At 60.6% G+C, this 20,816-nt stretch carries 20 protein-coding genes; 8 read left to right on the top strand and 12 right to left on the bottom strand.

Going from position 1 to position 20,816, the window contains the following annotated elements; translation table 11 throughout:
* Window positions 1–61: 61 nt before the first annotated feature.
* Window positions 62–1,009 carry a LysR family transcriptional regulator gene (locus AC1Z32_RS29505; RefSeq protein WP_062611333.1) on the bottom strand — a complete coding sequence of 316 codons (948 nt, stop codon included), beginning with the start codon at window positions 1,007–1,009 and terminating at the stop codon, window positions 62–64.
* A 288-nt stretch (window positions 1,010–1,297) separates the two neighbouring features.
* Between AC1Z32_RS29505 and AC1Z32_RS29500 the strand changes: the two genes are divergently transcribed.
* The 4 genes from AC1Z32_RS29500 (at window position 1,298) to AC1Z32_RS29485 (ending at window position 4,566) form a co-directional block, all read left to right on the top strand.
* Window positions 1,298–2,638, top strand: coding sequence for an MFS transporter (locus AC1Z32_RS29500; RefSeq protein ID WP_483482366.1), 1,341 nt, complete (start codon window positions 1,298–1,300; stop codon window positions 2,636–2,638).
* Between the two features lies 1 nt (window position 2,639).
* Complete coding sequence (locus AC1Z32_RS29495; RefSeq protein WP_483482365.1) at window positions 2,640–3,164, top strand: hydroxyisourate hydrolase; 525 nt, start codon at window positions 2,640–2,642, stop codon at window positions 3,162–3,164.
* A 38-nt stretch (window positions 3,165–3,202) separates the two neighbouring features.
* The gene (uraH, locus tag AC1Z32_RS29490; RefSeq protein WP_062611336.1) at window positions 3,203–3,541 is read left to right on the top strand and encodes a hydroxyisourate hydrolase; all 339 of its coding nucleotides are present in this window, start codon (window positions 3,203–3,205) and stop codon (window positions 3,539–3,541) included.
* Window positions 3,542–3,633: 92 nt separating this feature from the next.
* On the top strand, window positions 3,634–4,566 hold the full coding sequence (locus tag AC1Z32_RS29485) for a LysR family transcriptional regulator (RefSeq protein WP_483482364.1): 933 nt from the start codon (window positions 3,634–3,636) through the stop codon (window positions 4,564–4,566).
* A gap of 57 nt (window positions 4,567–4,623) precedes the next feature.
* Here the strand turns inward: AC1Z32_RS29485 and AC1Z32_RS29480 are convergent, their stop codons facing one another.
* Genes AC1Z32_RS29480 through AC1Z32_RS29465 form a run of 4 tightly spaced genes read right to left on the bottom strand, consistent with a single transcriptional unit; the run spans window position 4,624 to window position 8,183 of the window.
* On the bottom strand, window positions 4,624–5,589 hold the full coding sequence (locus tag AC1Z32_RS29480) for an NAD(P)H-dependent flavin oxidoreductase (protein WP_483482363.1): 966 nt from the start codon (window positions 5,587–5,589) through the stop codon (window positions 4,624–4,626).
* Between the two features lie 3 nt (window positions 5,590–5,592).
* Window positions 5,593–6,180 carry a cytochrome b gene (locus tag AC1Z32_RS29475; RefSeq protein ID WP_483482362.1) on the bottom strand — a complete coding sequence of 196 codons (588 nt, stop codon included), beginning with the start codon at window positions 6,178–6,180 and terminating at the stop codon, window positions 5,593–5,595.
* 18 nt (window positions 6,181–6,198) lie between these two features.
* Window positions 6,199–7,872: a cation acetate symporter gene (locus AC1Z32_RS29470; RefSeq protein ID WP_483482361.1), complete on the bottom strand. Its 1,674-nt coding sequence runs from the start codon at window positions 7,870–7,872 to the stop codon at window positions 6,199–6,201.
* Entirely contained in the window at window positions 7,869–8,183 is a 315-nt protein-coding gene (locus AC1Z32_RS29465; RefSeq protein ID WP_483482360.1) for a DUF485 domain-containing protein, read from the bottom strand. The genes AC1Z32_RS29470 and AC1Z32_RS29465 overlap by 4 nt, the downstream gene beginning before the upstream one ends.
* A gap of 431 nt (window positions 8,184–8,614) precedes the next feature.
* On the opposite strand from AC1Z32_RS29465, the gene AC1Z32_RS29460 reads away from it, so the two are divergent.
* Complete coding sequence (locus tag AC1Z32_RS29460) at window positions 8,615–9,112, top strand: H-NS family nucleoid-associated regulatory protein (RefSeq protein ID WP_483482359.1); 498 nt, start codon at window positions 8,615–8,617, stop codon at window positions 9,110–9,112.
* 78 nt (window positions 9,113–9,190) lie between these two features.
* Here AC1Z32_RS29460 and AC1Z32_RS29455 read toward each other — a convergent pair whose 3' ends face one another.
* Window positions 9,191–9,592 (bottom strand): VOC family protein, encoded by a 402-nt coding sequence (locus tag AC1Z32_RS29455; protein WP_483482358.1) that lies wholly within the window; start codon window positions 9,590–9,592, stop codon window positions 9,191–9,193.
* Between the two features lie 157 nt (window positions 9,593–9,749).
* Between AC1Z32_RS29455 and AC1Z32_RS29450 the strand changes: the two genes are divergently transcribed.
* Complete coding sequence (locus AC1Z32_RS29450) at window positions 9,750–11,183, top strand: aldehyde dehydrogenase family protein (RefSeq protein WP_483482357.1); 1,434 nt, start codon at window positions 9,750–9,752, stop codon at window positions 11,181–11,183.
* Between the two features lie 55 nt (window positions 11,184–11,238).
* On the opposite strand, the gene AC1Z32_RS29445 is transcribed toward AC1Z32_RS29450, so the two are convergent.
* The 4 genes from AC1Z32_RS29445 to AC1Z32_RS29430 form a co-directional block, all read right to left on the bottom strand.
* Window positions 11,239–11,664 (bottom strand): organic hydroperoxide resistance protein, encoded by a 426-nt coding sequence (locus AC1Z32_RS29445; protein WP_483482356.1) that lies wholly within the window; start codon window positions 11,662–11,664, stop codon window positions 11,239–11,241.
* A gap of 177 nt (window positions 11,665–11,841) precedes the next feature.
* Window positions 11,842–13,656, bottom strand: coding sequence for an alpha/beta fold hydrolase (locus tag AC1Z32_RS29440; protein WP_483482355.1), 1,815 nt, complete (start codon window positions 13,654–13,656; stop codon window positions 11,842–11,844).
* 433 nt (window positions 13,657–14,089) lie between these two features.
* Window positions 14,090–15,088 carry a PDR/VanB family oxidoreductase gene (locus tag AC1Z32_RS29435; protein WP_483482354.1) on the bottom strand — a complete coding sequence of 333 codons (999 nt, stop codon included), beginning with the start codon at window positions 15,086–15,088 and terminating at the stop codon, window positions 14,090–14,092.
* A 68-nt stretch (window positions 15,089–15,156) separates the two neighbouring features.
* Window positions 15,157–16,701 carry a Rieske 2Fe-2S domain-containing protein gene (locus AC1Z32_RS29430; RefSeq protein WP_483482353.1) on the bottom strand — a complete coding sequence of 515 codons (1,545 nt, stop codon included), beginning with the start codon at window positions 16,699–16,701 and terminating at the stop codon, window positions 15,157–15,159.
* 224 nt (window positions 16,702–16,925) lie between these two features.
* Between AC1Z32_RS29430 and AC1Z32_RS29425 the strand changes: the two genes are divergently transcribed.
* Window positions 16,926–17,618, top strand: coding sequence for a GntR family transcriptional regulator (locus AC1Z32_RS29425; RefSeq protein WP_483482352.1), 693 nt, complete (start codon window positions 16,926–16,928; stop codon window positions 17,616–17,618).
* Window positions 17,619–17,695: 77 nt separating this feature from the next.
* Here AC1Z32_RS29425 and AC1Z32_RS29420 read toward each other — a convergent pair whose 3' ends face one another.
* Window positions 17,696–19,009, bottom strand: coding sequence for an MFS transporter (locus AC1Z32_RS29420; RefSeq protein WP_483482351.1), 1,314 nt, complete (start codon window positions 19,007–19,009; stop codon window positions 17,696–17,698).
* Between the two features lie 120 nt (window positions 19,010–19,129).
* Between AC1Z32_RS29420 and AC1Z32_RS29415 the strand changes: the two genes are divergently transcribed.
* Entirely contained in the window at window positions 19,130–20,041 is a 912-nt protein-coding gene (locus tag AC1Z32_RS29415) for a LysR substrate-binding domain-containing protein (protein WP_483482350.1), read from the top strand.
* Window positions 20,042–20,049: 8 nt separating this feature from the next.
* On the opposite strand, the gene AC1Z32_RS29410 is transcribed toward AC1Z32_RS29415, so the two are convergent.
* The gene (locus AC1Z32_RS29410) at window positions 20,050–20,445 is read right to left on the bottom strand and encodes a hypothetical protein (protein WP_483482349.1); all 396 of its coding nucleotides are present in this window, start codon (window positions 20,443–20,445) and stop codon (window positions 20,050–20,052) included.
* Window positions 20,446–20,816 lie beyond the last annotated feature (371 nt).

Raw genomic sequence — 20,816 nt, 5'->3', positions numbered from 1 at the left:
AGCGCGCGCGGCAGCGGCGAGACAGCCGATCCTATTGACCACATAACAGAACGCGATAGCCTCATTGACGATGCATGTCGCGCAGCGCGCGCAATTCCTGCGCGGCCGCCGTCAGCATGCCGCGCAGCCAGACATGCGAAGCCGAACGATGCCGCGACGGATGCCACAGCTGATAAAAGCGCATGAAGGGAAATTCGATCGGCGGATCGAGCACGGCGAGCGGCAGGTGTTGCGCGTGATAGTTCGCGAAATGGCGTCCCGTCGTGAGGATGAGATCGGTGCCCGGAATCAGGCTGGGGGCGAGATTGAAGTACGGGCAGCTCACGCGATTGTCGCGATGCACGCGCATGGTGCTGAGCCCCGTATCGACGACGCCGCGCTGATCGCGCGAATACGGCGCCGGCACGATATGCGACGCGCTCAGATAGTCCTCGGCATCGAACTTGCCTGATTGCGCGTACACGCTGTCGCGCGCGACCACACACACCACGTCGTCCTCCAGCAGCACGGACAAGTGCAAGTGCTCCGGCGGATTGGGCCAGTTGCCGATGACGATATCCGGCGAACCTTCGGAGAGCCCTTGCTCGTAATTGAACGAGGCCGAGAGCGGCACGGCGACGATGCGCGCATGCGGTGCGGCGCGCCTGAATTCGCGCACGACATGCGCGAAAAAGGGCGGCGCCAGATAGTCGGGCATGCCCACGGTGAAGCTTTGCTCGGTGGTGGCGGGATCGAAATGATCGTCGGACACGAGCAGGTTATCGAGAGCGCTCAAGGCGGCCTGCGCGCTCTGCGCGAGCTGAATCGCGCGCTCGGTGGGCACCATCACGTTCTTTTCGCGCGTGAGCAGCGGGTCGTTGAAGATGGCGCGCAGCCGCTTGAGCGCCGAGCTGATAGCCGGCTGCGACTGGTTCATACGAATGGCCGTGCGCGACACGCTGCGCTCGCCGATCAGCGTGCACAGCACGCGCAGCAAATAGGTATCGAATGGATCGTCGGTGCGATTCATGGTGAGTTCCGTGCCTGAATTGTTCGCCTGGCTGCGCCGCTATTCTGCCAGCCGGCATCGGCATAACTCATTGGTGGCGGCGGCGCTAGGGTAATCCATAGGTCGGAAAAGACGCCGTTAAAAATCGTGCGAAGCCGCGCCGTATAAGGCTTCGAAACCCATACACATGTTGCTATGGGGCTTATTGGCCCGCCCCCTGTTCCCGATTTTTCGGCCGTTTCTATACTTGCTTCCAACCGGTCGCACGGCCGTATCCGCGCGACGCAAACCGACTGGAAAGGAGAAACCATGTCGCTCATCAAACAGGAGATGCCGGTATTCGCCAGCGAGGCCGAGAGCGCCGAAGCGAGCGTCTATCGCAAGGTCTCATGGCGTTTGCTGCCGTTTCTCGGCGTACTCTGGGTGCTCGCGTGGCTGGACCGCGTGAACATCGGCTTCGCCAAGTTGCAGATGCTGGATTCGCTGCATTTCAGCGAAGCGGTCTACGGCCTCGGCGCGGGCATATTCTTTATCGGCTACTTCCTGTTCGAAGTGCCGTCGAACATGCTGCTTCAAAAGATCGGCGCGAAAAAGACGATCATGCGCATCACGATCTGCTGGGGCATCATCTGCATGCTGCAAACGCATGTCACCACGCCCACGCAGTTCTATGTCCTGCGCTTCCTGCTCGGCGCATTCGAAGCGGGCTTCTATCCCGGCGTGATCCTCTATCTCACGTATTGGTATCCGTCGCAACGGCGCGCGCGGGCCTTCGGCACGTTCATGTCGGCATCGGCGATCGCGGGCGTGCTCGGCGGTCCGCTCGCGGGCTGGATCATGACGTCGATGGGCGGCGTGCATGGCATGCACGGCTGGCAATGGCTCTTCGTTCTCGAAGGCATTCCGTCCGTGCTCGCCGGCATCTTCGCGTGGTTCTACATGACCGACAAGCCGGAGCAGGCGCGCTGGTTGTCCGACGATGAAAAGCGCGTCGTGCTCGACGCCCTGCAACGCGACAACGCCGCGATGGGCGAACGCGGTCACGACTGGCGCTCGCTCTTCACCAATCGCAAGGTGTGGCTCCTGATCGCGATCTTCTTCTGCCTGCTGTGCGCGAACTCGACCCTGACCTTCTGGATTCCGACCGTCATCAAGGACGTGGGCGTGAGCACGCCGATGGCCGTCGGCTGGATCGCGGCGGTTGCTTATCTGTGTGGCGCGGCCGGCATGATCATCAACGGCGCGCATTCGGACCGCAGCAATGAAGTGCGCTGGCACTTCAGCGGCGCGGCGATCGTGGGCGGCATATCGATGGCCGTGCTCGCCGTGCTGATGGGCTTCGACAAGATCTCGCCGGTCATCGCATTGCTGGCCATGACGGCATCGCTCGTCGGCACCATGAGCGCGATCCCCGTGTTCTGGCAATTGCCCAACCGTTATCTCGCGGGCAGCGCGGCGGCGATCGGCGTGGCGCTCATCAATTCCGTTTCGAATCTCGCGGGCTTCGGTGCACCCTACGCAATGGGCCTCATCAAGAACGCGACGGGCAAGGTAACAACCGGTCTGTATCTCGTGGCCATCATCGAAGTTATCGCCGCGGTGCTGGTGATCATTGGCATCCGCAAGCTCGGCAACAAACAAGGGGCCTGACATGCGCGACAAAGACACTTCCGCGGCTTTCGATGTGAGCCGCCGCCGCTTTGCCCTGCAATCGGTCGCGCTGGGCGGCAGCATGTTGATGGCGAAGACCGCACTCGCCGCCGACGCCCCAGCGGCGCCCGCGCCCAACCAGACGACGGGCCCGGTGCAACAGGACGGCCTGAGCCCGCGCCTCACGATGCACGGTCTCGACACGTGGCACGGCACGCCCGCGGCGGGCATGCGCGTGGACCTGTTCGCGATCGAGGACGGCAAGTCGAAGCTTTTGCAGACGATCACGCTAGCCGCGAGCGGCCGCAGCGAGCCACCGCTTCTGATCGGTGATGCGTATCGCGTGGGCACGTATGAACTGTTATTGCATGCGGACGAATACTTCGCCGCGCGCAAGGCGAATCTGCCGCAGCCGCTCTTTCTCTCGAAGATACCGCTGCGCTTTCGCATCACTGACGCAAACCAGCGCATTCACTTGCCGGTGTTGTTCGGGCCGTGGAGCTACAACTATTACCGTGGCAGTTGAGCGGCACATCAACGAAACGCGAGATCAGGAGACACATCATGGCCGCAGGCATCACCACGCATGTACTCGACGTCGCGCTCGGCAAGCCCGCCGCCGGCATGCAGATCGAACTGTTCGACGTCGGCACGCAACCGCCGACGCTGCTCGCGCGCACGCGCACCAATCGCGACGGACGCACCGACGCGCCGATTCTCCCCGCTGCGCAGGCGCGCGCCGGCAATTTCGAATTGCGCTTCTGGGTCGCGGACTACTTCAAGACGCCCGACGTATTCGCGGATGTCGTGCCGGTGCGCTTCACACTCGCGGATGCGGCGCAGCACTATCACGTACCGCTGCTTTGCTCGCCGTGGAGCTTCGGCACTTATCGGGGGAGTTGAGGCGCCGTTCTCCTTGCTTTACATGCCCTGCATCATCGATCAGAATGGAAGCGCGATCGCGTCATCATTCACGATGATAAAGGGGCATATCGATGGAACTTCGACACTTGAAGATCTTCTGCGCCGTGGCCGAAACAGGCAGCTTCACCGCGGCGGCGGAGAAAGTGCACAACGTTCAGTCGAATGTCACGATGCGCATCAAGGAGCTGGAAAGCGAACTGGGCCAGCAATTGTTCGTGCGCTCCAAAGGCGGTGTGGTGCTCACTTCCGCCGGGCATACGTTTCTGGGTTATGCACGGCGCGTGCTGCAACTGATGGATGAAAGCCGTAGCGCCATGCTCGATGCCACAACGCCGAAAGGGCCGCTGCGGCTCGGGTCCATGGAAACCACTGCTGCGATCCGCTTGCCGAAAGTACTCGCGAAATATCACAAGAAGTATCCGCAAGTACAGCTTTCGCTTATTACCGGCACGACGAGCGAGCTTATCAAGGCAGTGGAGAACCATCGGCTCGATGGCGCTTTCGTCGGCGGATTTCATCAGAATGCCGCGTTGCATCAGGAACAAGTCTTTCGCGAAGAACTCGCGTTGCTGAGCAGTGTCCAGTTTCGTTCGCTGGATCAGCTGATCGAACAGATATCGCGGCAAACGGTGCTCTTGTTCAGGACCGGCTGCTTTTATCGTTCGACACTGGAGCAATGGTTCTATCAGTCCGGCCTCATCCCCGGGCAAATCATGGAACTCGGCACGCTGGACGGAATCATGTCGTGCGTCGCGGCGGGAATGGGCATCACGCTCTTGCCGAAGGCGGTGGTCGAACGTCACGTCAGCCGGCGTTCCGTTCGATGTCACGAGCTTCCGCCGGCATTTGCCAATGTGACCACGGTATTCATCCGCAATCAGGATGCCGTGGTGACGCCGGCTTTATCAGCCCTGCTGGCGCTCGCGCACGAACAGTTCGGCAATGGAGCGGAGGCTTCGAATGCCGATTCTGAACTGACGCTTGCGGATAGCGCGAACGTGTAGACGAAAATGAGTGCGCCCGCATGCGAATGCGGGCGCACTACGTCGAATCGCAACGAATCACGCGTAATGAAGCTGCAATGTTTCTTCAGGCTTGAGCGTCAATCCCTTGGCGAGTTCAGCCACACGCTCCGCGGCGGGCATCACGCGATCGATCTTGCCCACGCCCTGCCCCGCATAAAGCGATAACTTCTGCGCCATTTTCGGCTTGTCGATGATGCGCGCGCCACCGCCGATGAATCGCAGCAAGTTCCAGCGATCATGATTCGGCATGACCCGGTGCGGCGTGCCATATTTCCAGCCGAACGAATAGCCGGTGCGGTATTCGGTATCGTCGACAGTCGCCTCCACGATCTTCTGCTTGTAAAGCGGATGCGCGTTGGATTCCTCGCAGGCCACGAACGCCGTGCCCACGAGCACGCCGGAAGCGCCCATGCTCATCACCGTTTCGACATCGCTCCTGTTCGTGATGCCGCCTGCTGCGAGCACGGGCGTAGTTCCCGCGATCGCAAGAATGCCCGGCAACAAGGAAAGCAGCCCGATCGTGCCGCGATTCAAATGCCCGCCGCTCTCGCTGCCCTGCGCGGTGATGATATCGGCGCCGTTATCGATCGCCCGGCGCGCCAGTTCGACCGAGCCGACCTGAACCATCACCACCATCCCGGCGTCTTTCGCGCGGCTGATCATATCCGGATAGGCTTCTGCATAGAAAAGCGAAAGCATCTTCGGCTTTTCTTCCAGCACAACCTGAAATTGCGCCTCGAATACATCCGGCCCGCCGAATGACGGCACGAGATTCACGCCGAAGGGTTGATCCGTCAATGCTCGCGTCTCGCCGATCCAGCGACGCAACGCAAGCGGCGGCAGCCTCAGACCGCCTAGCGTAGCCATTGCGCCGGCATTCGCGACCGCCGCGACCAGCTTCGGGCCGGAGATCGCCGCCATGCCCGCGAGAAAGATCGGATATCGGACACCGCAAAGTGACGTAACAGCATTCGATTGTCCTTTTCGATGGATTTCAGTCATGGTTCAGAGCTCCACGTGCTTGCCAAGCATTCGTTTGAGGGCGTCGTTCTTCAACACGAAGTGATTTTTGAAAGCGCCGAACATGTGCAAGGCGAGTCCGCATACGAATGCGGTCGCACCGATGTCGAACAACACCTCGAAGACATGCGCGGCGCCGGCATGCGGGCTCATGAGCGCAGGGACGATGACACCGCCCGGCAATTCGACCGGCACGCCCGCGCTCGACTTCGCGAACCACGCCGCAACGGGCAGCAGCACCATCGCGAGCGCAAGGCCGACAGCGACGGAGCGGCTCACGATCACTTCGACCGGATTCGGCGTGCCCACCGGCAACGGATGCCACGACGTGATGCGCGCCCAGAACCGGTAGATCGAAAGCGGAAACAGGACCGTTGCGCATAGATTGACGAAGCGCGGCGATGCGCTCGCCGGCTCGACGAGCGCGACGATTTTCGATGCAATGATCGCGAGTGCGAGAAACGCGATCATCCAGTGAAGCGCGATCGTGATCGGCGAAAACCCGAGGCCGCTGTCTTTGAACTTGAAACGCACCGGATGTCCGGGCATGAAGCCTTGCTGAACTTTGGACATGACGACTCCTTTCGAGAATCAATGACTCACCGCGCCGGATGCACCGATGCCGGTTTGAGCGCGAACGAACTGATCGTGAAATCTTTGTCGCTCTTCATTGGCCTGAGCGCGGCGATCCGTCACCGACCCGAGCCACATGAAGAAGAATGCAACGCTCATCGAGATGATCGCCGGATAGTCGTATGGGAATACCGGCGCGGCGTGCCCCAGCACCTTGACCCATACCGCCGGCGAAAGCACGACGAGTGAGATCGCGCTCGCGAGCCCCGCAATGCCACCCATAAGGGCGCCGCGCGTCGTCAGGCCTTTCCAGTAGATCGAGAGCATGAGCACAGGAAAGTTGACCGAAGCGGCAATGCTGAATGTCAGCGCGACGAGAAAGGCGACGTTCTGATCCCTGAACAGCATGCCGAGCACGATGGCTATCATTGCAATGCCGATCGATGCAATGCGCGAAACGCGCTTCTCGCTCTCGGGCGTGGCCTGATTCTTTTTGTAGACCATCGCATAGAGATCGTGAGAAATCGCGGATGTGCCTGCCATCGTGAGGCCGGCAACGACGGCGAGAATCGTCGCGAAGGCAACGGCGGAGAGAAAGCCCAGCGCCGGATCGCCGCCCAGCGCCTTCGCGAGATGCATCACGGGCATGTTCGAGCCGCCGATCAACTTGCCGCCGACGACGCCGCCCTCGTAAAAGAGCGGATTGCGTCCGACGATCCCGATCGCGGCCACGCCGAGCAAGGCGACCACGAGAAAGAAATAACCGATGAAACCGGTCGCGACAAACACCGACTTTCGCGCTTCCTTCGCATCGCGCACCGTAAAGAAGCGCATCAGGATATGCGGCAGGCCCGATGTGCCGAACACGAGTCCGACGGACAATGAGAGCATCGCGAAAGGATCGGCGACGAGCTTGCTCGGCAGCATGATGGCTGGGCCGTTCTTATGCGTCTCGATCGCTTGCGCGAACATCGCGTCAAGCGAAAAACCGAATTGCCGGAGCGCCAGAAATGCCAGCAAGCTCGCACCGAATAACATCAGCACGGCCTTGATGATCTGCACCCACGTCGTCGCGACCATGCCGCCAAAGGTGACGTACACAGCCATCAATATCCCGACGATCACTACCGCCTGGTCATAGCTGAGGCCGAACAGAAGCTGAATCAATTGCCCCGCTCCGACCATCTGCACCACGAGATAGAAGCAGACGACCGTGAGGGAGCCGAACGCCATCATCGTCCGCGTTTTTTGCTGATCGAGCCGGAACGACGCGATATCGGCAATGGTGACCTGCCCGAGATTCCTTATTCGCTCGGCGAACAGGAACATCAACAGCGGCCACGCGACGAAAAAGCTCACGGCGTAAATCATGCCGTCATAGCCGTTGAAGAAGATCATGCTCGTCAAGCCGAGCAACGCGGCGGCCGACATGTAATCGCCCGCGAGTGCGAGTCCGTTTTGAAATCCGGTGATCGAGCCGCCCGCGTTATAGAAGTCCTTCATGGAGCGCGTCTTCGAAGCCGACCAGTAGGTTATCGCGAGCGTGGCGACGACGAAGACCAGGAACATCGAAATGGCCGTGAGATTCAGCGGCTGTCTTTGCACATGGCCAACGGCTTCGGGGGCGGCGAGCGCGGATTGCGCGGCGGATGCCGAGAGCCACGCGACACTCATTGGAACGCGACGTTTCATCGGCTGCCCCCGCTCAGAATCTCTTTCGTGAGCGCGTCGAACTCGCCGTTCGCGCGATGAATGTAGAGCCCCGTGAGAAGCCATGTCCCAGCGATGAGCAGCACGCCGACGGTCCAGCCTGTCGTAATGACGCTCGCGCCGAACATCCGCGCCGCGAGCAGCCTGGGCGCGAATCCGGCTACCAGCACGAAGGCGTAATACGGCACGAGGGTCCCGAGCGTCAGACGCACGATGAACCTGCGCCGGCGCGAGACCAGCCGTATGAAAGCGGGCGTCAGCCAGATGTTCTGGCCAGCAGTCGATGTCGTCACAATGTCTCCTGTCTTCGGATTGTCATGGCGCATTCCGGACGGAGCCGGATGCGAGTTTCTTGCTGTTTCCGAAAAGATAGGCGCAGGTTGGTCTCATGTAAAATGATGATTGATGATCTCTATCATCACTATCGATGAAATGAGTCCGACGCCCGCACTGCCTGCGATGGCGCCGCGCACCGTTCCTCACGATTCGCTTATCGAGTTTTGAAATTGAAATCGTGGACAAGAAAGCTAGAGAAGAAGTCGAACACCCTTCTCGCTTTGCTCTTTCGATAAGACCGGAATTAAAGCTCTCAACGTGCGTCGTGCCGCATAAATGCAAAAAGCGCTTCGCGCTAAGCTTCTTTGTCACGCATTTGCACGAATTTTCTCTAGCGCATTGTTCATGTGCATGGCATAGTGCAAAAAACATTTAATAGAGGTAAGTCATGCCAACGCTCGAAAGCATTCAGTCACGTATCGAAGCACTTCAAGCGAAAGCCGATGCGCTCATCGCCAAACAATCCGAAAGCGTGCTGCAAAAGATTCATGATCTTATGTCGCGCCATGGATTGACCGTCTCGGACATCGAACGATACACCGGCACGAGCAAGAAAGCGGGCCGCGCGAAATCGGCACCCAAGCAAGGCACGGTCGCGTATCAGGACCCGAAAACGGGTGCGACATGGAGCGGCCGCGGCCGCGCGCCTGGCTGGATCGCCAATGCCAAGGATCGCAGCAAGTTTGCCGTTGGCGCGAGCGTGAAAGAAACCAAGGCCAAAGGAAAAGCGCGCGCCACGGTCAAGCGCAAAGGAAAGGGACAGCCGCGCGGTCCTCAACCTGCGCTTTATCGCGATCCGCAAACCGGCGCGACCTGGAGCGGACGTGGCCGCGCACCCACATGGCTCGCGTCTGTCGAAGACCGCACGCCGTTTTTGATTGCCTGATCTGATCGCCTGACAGCGAGTGCATCTACGGCGGAACAGGTTCAGTTCCGCCGTTCTTATTTGGGCGCGTTTTTTGATCTAAACGCGTGGATCGAAATCGAATTCGATCCTAATGCCGCCCGGCTCGTAAATCATCATATGGCGTTTTGGCCCAGCGCCTAGCAGTTCCGGCGCAAATTCCACGGTCACGCCGGGCCACGCCGACACGCGCTCGAGAATCGTTGCGAGCGCTGCTTCGTCCGTTGCGCGCATTGCGAGATGATGAAGACCGACATTCTTGCGTCGGTCGAATGCGATGGGCGCCAATTCCTCCTTCACCTGCCATAGCGTCACCAGAAGCTTTCCGTCGGATACGAACACCGCCGGATACTCGGGCCGCTCGCCGACGATCTTCCAGCCGAGACATTGAACGAAGAAATCGCGCGTCGCATCGAGCTCGCGCACGGTGAGGCCCACATGATCGATTCCACACGTCAGCATCGTTTCCTCCGGATGGTCGGATAAGAAGCGTGTTAGCACGCTTCGTTCGATTCCGTTGGCATGCTATCCCATTCCGGACTTTGCGTTCAGCAGCACGTACTTCATATACGCGGTAATCTGGCTTTATCGACAACGCATCCCGACAGGAGAGCGTTCCATGAAGACGACTTATCCGTATTACCTTGCCAATGAGCCCGTCGCCGCGAACACCGATCTGGCGGTGACCGACAAATTCAGCGGCGAAGTGGCGACGCGCGTCGCGCTCGCCGACGCTCAGGCCATCGAGAAGGCAATCGGCCTCGCAGTGGCCGCGATGCCCGACATGCGCGCCTTTCCTCCATTCAAACGCCAGGCGGTTCTCGAACATTGCGTGAAGCGCTTTCGTGAATTGGCCGACGACATGGCGATGGCGCTCTGCATCGAGGCCGGCAAGCCGATCAACGATTCACGCGGTGAAGTGACACGCCTCATCGACACGTTCAAGGTCGCGGCTGAAGAATCGGTGCGAATCGACGGCGAAATACTGAACCTCGAAATCTCGCCACGCGCAAAGGGTTATCGCGGCTATGTGAAACGCGTGCCGATCGGCCCCTGCTCCTTTATCTCGCCTTTCAATTTCCCCTTGAATCTGGCGGCGCACAAGATCGCCCCCGCGATTGCCGCAGGCGCGCCCTTTGTCATGAAGCCCGCGAGCCGCACGCCGATCGGCGCATTGATCATCGGCGAAGTGCTCGCGGAAACGGATCTTCCCAAAGGCGCATTCTCGATCCTGCCCGCCCATCGCGACGGCGCCGATCTCTTCACGACCGACGAACGGTTCAAGCTCCTGTCCTTTACGGGCTCGCCCGCGGTCGGCTGGGATCTGAAAGCCAAAGCAGGCAAGAAGAAAGTCATTCTGGAACTCGGCGGCAATGCAGCGGCCATCGTGGATGGCGATCAGGGCGACAAGCTCGACTATGTCGTCGACAGGCTCGCATTCGGCGCGTTCTATCAGTCGGGGCAAAGTTGCATCGGCGTTCAGCGGATTCTCATCCATGCCTCTCTTTACGATGCGTTGCGCGACAAGCTGATCGCGAAAACGGAGTCGCTCAGAATGGGCGATCCGAAAGACGAGAAGACCTTCGTCGGACCAATGATCTCCGAATCCGAATCGAAGCGCCTCGCCGGCTGGATGGAGAGCGCGGTGAAGACCGGGGCGAAGATTATTGCGGGCGGCAAGGTCGAAGGCGCGATGTTCGAGGCGACGCTTCTGGAAAACGTCGGACGTGACACGGATCTCTATCGGAAGGAAGCATTCGGTCCTGTTGCAATGCTCGAAAGATTCGACGATTTCAGGGAAGCGCTCGATACCGTGAACGACAGCGATTTCGGCCTGCAGGCCGGCGTTTTCACGGACTCGCTCGCACACGCGCATCAGGCGTGGGACGAGCTTGAAGTAGGCGGTGTGGTCATCAACGATGTGCCCTCGTTCCGAGTCGACAACATGCCGTATGGCGGCGTGAAGGATTCGGGACTCGGCCGCGAAGGCATTCGCTACGCGATCGAAGATATGACCGAAGCACGCTTGATGGTCATGCGCGAAACGTGGTGATCGGCGTTCGAGCGCCCCGCCTGAGGACGCTCGAACACTCGAGCCGTTAGGCTTATCAGGCGAGCGTCAATTTGACATCGATGTTATTGCGCGTCGCATTCGAATACGGGCACACGATGTGAGCCTTGTCGATCAGCGCCTGCGCCTCGCTGCGATCCATGCCCGGCAGCGAGATCTTCAATTCGACTTCGATGCCGAAGCCATTCGGGATCTGTCCGATGCCCACGCTTCCATCGATCGCGACATCTTTCGGCAATGTGATCTTGTCGCGCGCGGCAACGAATTTCATCGCGCCGATAAAGCACGCGCTATAACCCGCCGCGAAAAGCTGCTCGGGATTCGTGCCATCGCCGCCGCCTCCGCCCAGTTCTTTTGGGGTCGTCAGCTTGAGGTCGAGATTGCTTTCGGGCACGGTTGCACGGCCATCGCGCCCGCCGGTGACATGAGCGTGCGCACGATATAGAACGTTTTCAATCGACATCGTCAGACTCCTGTGTGCGTTGTGTTGAGCGGCCTCGCGGCGGAAATCTGCCGGTTCAGCCCGCTGACGTGGATTCCCGCTGGGACACTGCCCCGCAGGGGCGCGTTCCAACATCCAAGGATACGCAAGACGCGGCAAGCGCGCTCGCGCGTGTTCGCACATGGAGCGAGCCTCGGCTCACAGCACGACCGGCTCCCTGGTGGGCAGGACCTGGTCTGCAACCGGGTTATTCGATTCCTTGGCGATGCGCTCGCACAACGCGACGACTCGCGCCGAGCCGGACGCGAGGAAGAGCGAATGGTCGACATCCGGAAAGATCGTCATTCGCACAGAGGGAAAACGCGACAGGCGTGCGCCCTGCTTGCCGAAATGCGCGGCAATCAGATCCATGCCCGCATCATAGGCGCCATAGACGAGCACGGTCTTCACGCGCTTCGCATCGAGTGCACGGAGGATCGTTGCGGGTTTCGTCGCCTGCTCGGGCGGCGTCGTGCTCAGCCGGTCGAGTTGCAGCGCATCGACGACACGCGACCGCACGCGCGTCAGCATGTAACCGAGCACGAAGCGCAATACGCGCATCAAATGCTTTTCGCCGCGCAGGATCGCTTTCCACTTTTGCCCGTCGAGCATCGACATGGCATAGCCCGCCATCGAATTGCGCGTGGACTCGCGCAGTCCATCGGGGGCAACGTCCGCGGGCTTTTTGAACGTCGGCAGGTTCACCGAGACGACGCCCGTGATGGCGTCCTCGACGAGCGCCGCCTTGAGCGCGTGATAGGCGCCCGAGCACACGCCGAAGGCGAAGATCGACTTGTAGCCCTGACGTGCGAGCCAGCGCGCGGCGGCTGCCGTGTCGTCCGTTGCGATCGGGTTATAGATGCGGCCGAACGCAGTGTCCGATTGCACCTCGCCGGGCGCGGACGGACTGTCGCCGCGCCCGCGAGCGTCGAAGCGCAGTGAAGCTATGCCGCGACGCGCGAGTTCCCGCGCTATGCGCACCGATAACCTGCTGTCGCCGACCCGTGAGCTCGCCGATGTATTCGCTATCAGAAACACCGGGCGACGCGCCGAGCCGGTGCGCGGCTCGCACATGATGCCAAAGAGCCGTTCGTCGCCGATAAGTACCGGACGCTCGACCGCTTCAGGCGTTTCGATTCGCAGGCCGCTCCAGTCATTGGCTTTCGCCCGTGATGGGTCGCGTGAAACCGGTGCAACCGCTGCGGCGCTGCCCGCTATCCACCGCACAGCCTCATCGAAAGTGGCGAGCGGCAAGGCATTGAATGCGGTCTCCTGAACGAAGCCCGTCAAATCTTCGAAATTCCGTGCCTCCGCTTCGACGCCACGCTCAACGAGTGCATCGCACAACGGATCATTTCCGCCGGCTTTCACATTCATGATCAACACGCGGCGCGCTGGCGCGATTGCCGCGCCTTTCACGCTAGCCACGAGATCGATGGCTTCGAGCGAGCATTTGAATTCATCGCTATAGGCCTGACCGAGAACGTTGAGCCCGGCATCGTCTTTCTGGATCTCGCGCAAAGGCGGTGCAAGCAATTCGAGCCAGGTCTTGCGCACGATGCTCAACTCACGCATATACACGCGGCCACTAGCGACCGGTGCGAGCAGAACGAGATCGTCGACGGGCTTGCGTAATGCCGCTTCGAGCGCGAACGCAGCGCCCAGGCGAAAGCCGCATAACGTAACGTGCTGGATACCGGCCGATGCTTTGAACCAGTCGACGGCCGCGCCGATGTCATCGACCGACGATGCGAACTGATCGGCTGCGAGTTCGGCGCCCGCCGAGTCGCCCGTGCCTCGATAATCGAAACGCAGCACCCAGATACCGCGCGCGGCCAATGCTTCCGCGAGATGGCGGATGCCGCTATAGGTCCATACGTATTCGTGGCCAAACGTATTGCAGAGCACAACTCCACGCGTGCCCGTCCCTGCATGCAGCCATCCGAAGCGATTCCCGAATACAACCGGTCTCATTGAATATTTTCCTCGTCTTGGGTGGCGCGCCTTAGCGATGACGTTAAGTCTCTTCTTGCGATGCGTGACCGTCAACGCCCGTTTCACAACACGAGTGGGATCGTTTTCACACGCAATCGGCGTGCCCGTATGTAGAAAAGCCCCGCGCGCTGTCGGGGCTCGAAAGACGAAGCAAAATAACAAGGGCTTCACATCGCGAGCCGCTCGACATCCTCACGGCGGGACCGCGAGGTATCGAGGCGATTATATTAAGCGCATCCTTAGTAGTAAGACCGAACATGGCGCATATGCCCCAACGCGCTAGCTATTGGCGCATAAAGCATAGCGTTGTGACTAGATTGTCGTCGAAATGTCAGGTTCGATTCGTTTGAATGAACGCAAAAGGGCAGACAACATACGTTGTCCGCCCTTCAGATGAGTTGCTGAATGTAGATCAGAGATCCAGCACGAGCAACTTGCTGGCCGCACGTGATACACATGCGGTCAGATATTCCGCCTTCTCTTCGTCGCTCAGTATGCAGTCGTTGTGTTCGACTTCGCCCTCCAGGTAGCGCACCTTGCAGGTTCCGCACAAGCCCGCGCAGCACGACGTCTCCATCATGACGCCCGCTTGCGCGAGTGCATCGGCGATGCTCTCCTCCTTCGCCACTTCGATCTCCTGCCCAGTGCTCGCAAGGCGCACGATGAAGCTGTCGAGCGCATCGTTGGCCGCCTGTTCGCCGGAATCGCGCTCGGGCGCCTTGAAGTGCTCGAAGTGCACCGCGCCCGAAGGCCAGTGCTCCGCCGCTTCAGCGCATGCTTTCATGAACCCGCCGGGGCCGCAGTAATAGACATGCTCGCCTTCGCGGGGTGCGTTGAGCAGATCGCGGATATCGAGGCCCGCCGCGGGATCGCCGCCGTCGAAATGAAAATGCAGACGCCCGCCCGCGCGCATCGGCTCGAATTCCTCCGTGAACGCGGCGCAGCTCGCATCCTTTGCACAGTAGTGCATTTCGTAGTCGATGCCCGCATCGTCGAGCTCATGCGCCATCGCTTTCAACGGCGTGACGCCGATGCCGCCCGCGATCAACAACACGCGGCGCGCACCGCCGACGATATGAAAGTTATTGCGCGGCCGGCTTACGCGCACGATATCCTGCACGCGCAATTGCTCGTGAAGCGCTTTCGATCCGCCGCGCCCGCGTTCATCGCGCAATACGGCGATTACATAGCGATGACGTTCACGCGGCGCATTGCTGATCGAATACTGCCGCACGACGCCTCCCGCGAGATGAATGTCGATATGCGCGCCTGCCGTGAAAGGCGGCAATGGCGCGCCCTCCGGGTCCACGAGCTCGTATGAATTGATGCCCCGGCCTTCGAGCCGGATCTGACGCACGAGCAGATTCAGCGTCTGCTCCTGCGTTTGCGTTGAAATACATTGCGTTGACATGGTCGCCTATCCTCGATCGATGATCCGACATCGCGAGGAACGCACCAAGCGCCCTCGCGTTGCCCGCGTCACTGCTTCATCGATTGCTCGAGCGCCTCGAAGCGCTCCCGCACGAATGCGGCGCGTGCCTCGCCCTTCAGCGTCTCGCTTTCCGCGAGAATCGCGACGATCTGCTTCGTCACTTTTCGGCGGCGCACGACTTCCTCCTCGACGGAGGTTCCCTCCGGAATCTCGAACACGTTGCCCGAGCAAAAGCTATTCGGTGCGCCGGCATTCTCGCGGAACCATTCCGCGAAGTTCTGCGCGGATGCCGCGGGATTGGAGCCGCGCAATGCATCGCGCAGCATCTTGCGGAACAGGAACAGGCCCGCATCGAACTTGGTCGGATTCTCGAGCGAATGCACCGCGATCGGCCTCTGGCTGATGATGGCCTCATAGTCGCCGGGCGCGTATTGCGCCTGCTTGTAATTCGCGCGCTCGCGATGATTCGGCGGAATGGGCACGATGTCCTCGATGCTGTAGTCGCCGAAACGCTCGGGACGACGCATCGCGACCTGGCCATCGAGAAAGTCGATAGACTCGTAGCCCACCAGTTCCTTCTTGCCGATGCCGCGCGTATCGATGCCGGGGCCCATCACGCGCCAGCCGATCATCTTGCTGTTCTCGTCGTCGACGGGCACCGTCCAGCGAATGATATGGAAGCGGCTGAAGAGCTTCTTCTGTGAGCCGTCTTCCGACGTATAGGCATGCAGGCTCAGATTCGGCAACACCTGATGTTGCACGCGCACGAACAGGCGATCCTTGTTGACGCGGCGAGCTCCCGCGCACGCAAGGCTGCGGCCTTGCTGAACCGGCTGGAAGTGCATGTCGGGCGCGACTTCCATCGACGCCGCGCCCACTTCATCGAAGGTCGTGCCTTGAAACTGACCGTTCACCACGTTCTTCGCGGCATGCAATGCGGTCGGGTGGAAGTTGTCGGCGGCATTGTCCTGCACCTGCAGCCAGTTGCAATGCTGGAAGTTGCTATAGGGCACGAGCTCATCGCCGGGAAGCACGGTGTAGTCGCCTTCCCACTCGGGGAACGGCGGCTCGTTTTCAGGCGGCCCCATGTAGGCGAACACGAGACCATGACGCTCGACCGCCTTATATGCGCCCTGACGAATCGAGCACGCGTACTTTTCGGCTTCTTTCTCTTCGCCCTTCGGAAAAGGCACGTGAAGGCAGGCACCGTCGACATCGAACACCATGCCGTGATAGCAGCACATGATGCCGCGCTCCTGAATCGCGCCATATTCGAGCGATGCGCCGCGATGCGCGCAATGAGCATGCAGCACGCCCACGCGGCCGCTGCCGTCGCGGAACGCCACTAGCTCCTCGTTGAGAATCTTGAGAAAGCGCGGCGTGTCGGTCAACTCGATGGACATGCAGACCGGATGCCAGAACGCGCGCATGTACTCGCCCATTGGCGTGCCTGGTCCCGTTTCGGTGAGTTCGGGATCGTGGCCCGGCACCTTGTTCACGTAGTAACCGCCATAGGGTACGAGTTTCTTGACCGTCGCGGCTGCGCCGCCGCTGCTCTTCTGTCCTTCCAGCTTGTCCGATTTGATGGTCATGGGAAATCCTGTTTTGAGTGGGGTTGAGATTGAGCGATGCACGAGACCTGAATTCCGGTTACCGAACTCCGAACTCTGTATACAAAGATTAGCGATGCGATATCGCCTTGTCTCTATGGGTAAACCTGAATGCGATCCGGCATGACGAGCGGCGAGCGTTGACGCGCTGCCGCGACCCGCTGTAACCTTGCCGTATTCTGTATCCAGAAATTACGGTCGTTACCATGCCCGCCAAACTTCTCAAGCTTCAGGCCCGCACCGATTACGTGGACGAGGTCTACAAGGTGCTGCTCGACGCCATCAGTTCCGGTTCGCTCGCCCCCGGCACGCGCATCACGCAGGAAGAGATCGCCGAGCAACTCGCGGTTTCGCGCTCGCCCGTGCTGCAGGCGTTGCGCCTTTTGAAAAAGGACGGCCTCGTCGTCGATGCGCCCGGACGCGGCCTGCTCGTCACCCCGCTCGATCCGGCGTGGATCAGCCATCTCTATGAGATCCGCGGCGCACTGGATTCGCTCGCCGCGCGCCTGGCCGCCGGACGCGGCGCGAAAATCGACAAGGCGCTCATTACCAACGGCCGGCGCGCATCGAAAAGCGACGACGTCAAAGCGATGATCGATGCCGACATGGCCTTTCATAACGCGATCTACACGGCATCGGGCAATCCGCTGATCGCCGAGACCGCGCAGACGCACTGGGTGCATCTGCGCCGCGTGATGGGCGCCGTGCTGCAGGCGTCGGGGCAGCGCAAGTCGATCTGGGACGAGCACGCGGCCATTGCGGCGGCAATCTCCGAAGGAGACGGCCAGCGTGCCGCCGAGCTCACCGATTTGCACACCGCGAATGCGCGCAAGAATCTCGTCGAACGGCTCGGCCTCGTGCTGAATGAACAGCGCGACCGGGAAGCCGAAGCCACGTGAGCGCAACTCCGGCCTGCGCAACCCGCCAACGACGACGGCCCTGTTTGCGCAGGGCCGCCCTTCTCGACGCGTGGGCTTCAATCGCCGCGACGCTTGCTGTTTACGAGCGCGGCAGGAACGGCGAAGACCAGCAGACTGCCGATCACACAGCTCACCGCGAGCCCGAGCACGCCGCTACCCGTCGATCCCGAATGCGTCTGGATCACGCCGATGAGCCACGGACTCACGACGCCCGAGATGCTGCCCACGGAATTCGCGAGCGCGAGACCCGCTGCCGCAGCGCCACCGCTCAGAATCGCGGGGGGCAGGACCCAGAACTGCGAGATGGTGGTGACGACGCCCATCGTCGCGAGCGTGAGGCCGATCATTCCGAAGAGCGTCGAGTGCGCGAAGGCCACGCTCATATACAGTCCCGCCGCACCGACGATGCCCGCGCCCGCCAGATGCCAGCGGCGTTCGCCACGCTTGTCCGAGCTATGGCCGACCACGAGCATCGCGATCGCGCCGGCGCCATACGGAATCGCCGCGAGCAAACCTATATTGAGCGGATCGGTTACGCCACTTGCTTTCACGAGGGTCGGGAGCCAGAAGCTCACGCCATAAAGGCCCATCGTGAAGAAGAAGTAGGTCACGGAGAGCAGCAGCACCTTCGGGTGCAACAGGCCATCTTTTACGGAATGCAGCGCGTGTGCGGGCTTTTCTTCGCGCAGATTCGCTTCCAGCATGGCCTTCTGCGAGTCGCTGAGCCACTTCGCGTCGGCGACCTTGTCGTCGAGATAGAAGTAGGCGATGACGCCGAAGATAGCCGTCGGAATACCTTCGAGCAGGAAGAGCCATTGCCAACCCGCGATGCCGTGCGCACCGCCCACATGCGTCATGATCCAGCCCGACAGCGGCCCGCCGACGACGCCGGACATCGGAATGCCCGTCATGAAGAGCGCGGTGACCTTGCTTCTGCGCGAAGCGGGAAACCAGTACGTGAGATAAAGCAGGATCGCGGGAATGAAGCCCGCCTCCGCCACGCCGAGCAGAAAGCGCATGATGTAGAAGCTCGTCGGTGTGGTGACGAACATCATCGCCGCCGATATGAAACCCCACGTCACCATGATGCGCGCGATCCAGCGCCTCGCGCCCACACGCAGCAGAATAAGATTGCTCGGCACTTCAAACAACAGATAACCGATGAAGAACACGCCCGCGCCCGCGCCATAGACCGCTTCGCTGAAATGCAGGTCGTTGAGCATCTGCAGCTTCGCAAAGCTCACGTTGATGCGATCGAGATACGCGCAGAGATAACACACGAAGAGAAATGGCAAAAGACGCCATGTCACCTTCGCATACGTGGACGTTTCATCGCCTGCCAGATACGCAACCGGACTGTGGGAACTCATATGCTGTCTCCTGGTTATGTGATGCGTTTCGATCGCTCCCATGTTCGTCACACGCACTCCGAAATACAAACGATGCCTGTTCATCGAAGCATGACAGGCGCTCATGCATAAGGTGTTTCCATGAGGCGCATTCCAAACTTCGTACTCCTTCGCGCATTCGAAGCGGCCGCGCGTCTGGAAAGCTTCACGCTCGCTGCAAGCGAGCTTCATCTCACGCAATCGGCTATCAGCCATCAGGTGAAGGAACTCGAGCAGTATTTCGGGAGGCCCCTTTTTCATCGGCGCAACCGGCGTGTGGAGACGACCTCGGAAGGCCGGCGCCTGCACGAAAGCCTTGGACGGGTGTTCGATGTGATCGAGGCCGCCTGCGCGGAAGTGACGCTCGAGCCGCTCGCGCAAGTGCTCGCGGTTCACTGTGCGCCGAGCTTCGCGGTGAAGTGGCTCGGGCCGCGTTTGCCCGAATTCATGCAGTCGCATCCGAACGTGACTATCCGCCTTTCGTCGGACGCGGAGCCCGCCGATCTCGCACGCGCGCGCGAAGTCGATGTCGCGATCTCATATGGTTTCGCGCATGATCGTGCGGGCGTCGTGACGCGCGCATTGGGCGCCGAGCGCATCATTCCGATGTGCTCGCCGTCCTTGTTGCGCGATGGCGCGCCGGTCGCCGAGCAGATCGGCAAGATGACCTTGATCGACTCGCAACTGAGCCGCGTGACGTGGCCCGGCTGGTTCGCGCTCAATGGTCTCGATATGCCGCGCGGACCGCGTCCTTCATTCGACCGCGCGGCGCTCGCGATCTCGGCCGCGGTGGACGGCATGGGGGTCGCGCTGGAAACGACGCGGCTCGCCGAGCGCGAGCTTGCGCGCGGCGATCTGATCGAGCTGGGCGCGGGTGTGTTCGCGCCGCTCGAAAGGGAGACGCACTTTCTTTCCTATCGCGTCAATGAGCGCAATGTCGAGAAAGTGAAATGCTTTTGCAACTGGGTTCTGGCCAAGGCGGGACTGGAGGAAACGGGCGCGGCGCAAGCATGACGCATGACTCAAGCCGCCTGCCGCGCCCTCTCCTCTTCGGCCATGCGCGCGTGCGCATACACGCGGTCGCGTTCGCGCGCAACGAGCGTGCGCTTGCGCGCGAGCGTCTGTCGATGATATTTCGGATCGCCCATCTGCATCACATACTCGCTGTGACGATGACGCAGATAGCGCTGGAAGAACTCCGCGCCGGGCAAGCCGCTGTCGAGCGCCATGAGCACGCCGTAGTCGATGTCGCGCACGTCGCCGAGCGTCTTGATCGCGGATTCGAGCGCCGCATAGCGCTGAGGCAGCGGCACGCCCTTGTCGCATAGCGCATGAAAGCGCTGATAGGTCAGCACCTGCCCGTGCGATGCACAACGCCATAATGCCTTTGCGAGCCGTTGACTGAGTTCCGTTTCCACGTTTCCTCCCGCATGTCGTGCGGATCGTATGCGTGCGACATCCCACCGTCATTCGAAGATTGACGACGGCGAACGATTGCCTGGAAATCACCTGCAGCGTCAAGAACTATGCGCGACATTTGTCAATGCCTCATGTCGCCTTTCGCTATAGCGTGCTTCACAAAGCGGCAACGCTAAAGCACACCAGCTTCTAAGCCCTGGATTGACGCGCGTTATTAAAACGGCGTGCTTTGTTATTTCCTGTGCTGAAAGGAACAAGCAAATAGCCAAGAAAACGAAATACGCTAAACGCCTTTACTTATCAGGCCTTGTGCGACGTAACCTGAAACAGCGCGCGCGCTCACACGGCTGCGGAAGCAGCAGTGCACTTG

This window comes from Caballeronia sp. 11_S32, assembly GCF_056930355.1.
This window is presented reverse-complemented; position numbering and strand designations above follow the sequence as displayed.